This is a genomic window from Eubacterium ramulus ATCC 29099, assembly GCF_000469345.1.
GTDB classification, from domain to species: Bacteria; Bacillota; Clostridia; order Lachnospirales; family Lachnospiraceae; genus Eubacterium_I; species Eubacterium_I ramulus.
The window spans coordinates 343-870 of record NZ_KI271189.1; the positions used below are offsets into that span (position 1 = coordinate 343).

General features: G+C 47.9%; 1 protein-coding gene. It reads right to left on the reverse strand.

The features are described 5' to 3' along the window. Positions 1–133 precede the first annotated feature (133 nt). Complete coding sequence (locus HMPREF0373_RS15175) at positions 134–439, reverse strand: hypothetical protein (RefSeq protein ID WP_015559871.1); 306 nt, start codon at positions 437–439, stop codon at positions 134–136. Positions 440–528: the final 89 nt, after the last annotated feature.

Consider the following 528-nt stretch of genomic DNA (forward strand, 5'->3'; position numbering starts at 1 on the left):
AGACTGGTGTAGACGACTTCCTTTTTGGAAGTGTAGTAGCTGATCCTGCCTGTTTCCTCATTTTTCATTACATCTCCGTTAAGATATGCAGATGCGGATATGACAGATTTTCCTTTACTGCGTCCGACAATCTTTACTGTAAAGTGAAATATCGCCATGATACGATTCCCCCTTTCTGCCGTATCCGGCATTGATTTCCGACAGCATCTTCTTCTGGTTTGGCAGGAGTGAAGCTGTCGAAACGCCCTCTGCGCAAGAGTGCCTCCTGCGGCATGAGCAGGTCTGGCTGAAAGCCCCGCCGACGGAACGAGCCCGGCAAGCGTAAGCGCAGACCGGTTGCCACTTGTGGCAAACTTATAAGGACGACCTCTGGTTGTCCATAAGTGCGCCCTTCATTCAAAAGCAATGAAGGGAATGGAAAACCCACTCCATCTGCCATCACACTTCCTCCATGTCTGTAAATGGTTCTTTTTGCATCGCTTTTGAGAAAAACTTTCCGTTTGTTTCCTGCCTTTTTAAGAAGCCTAT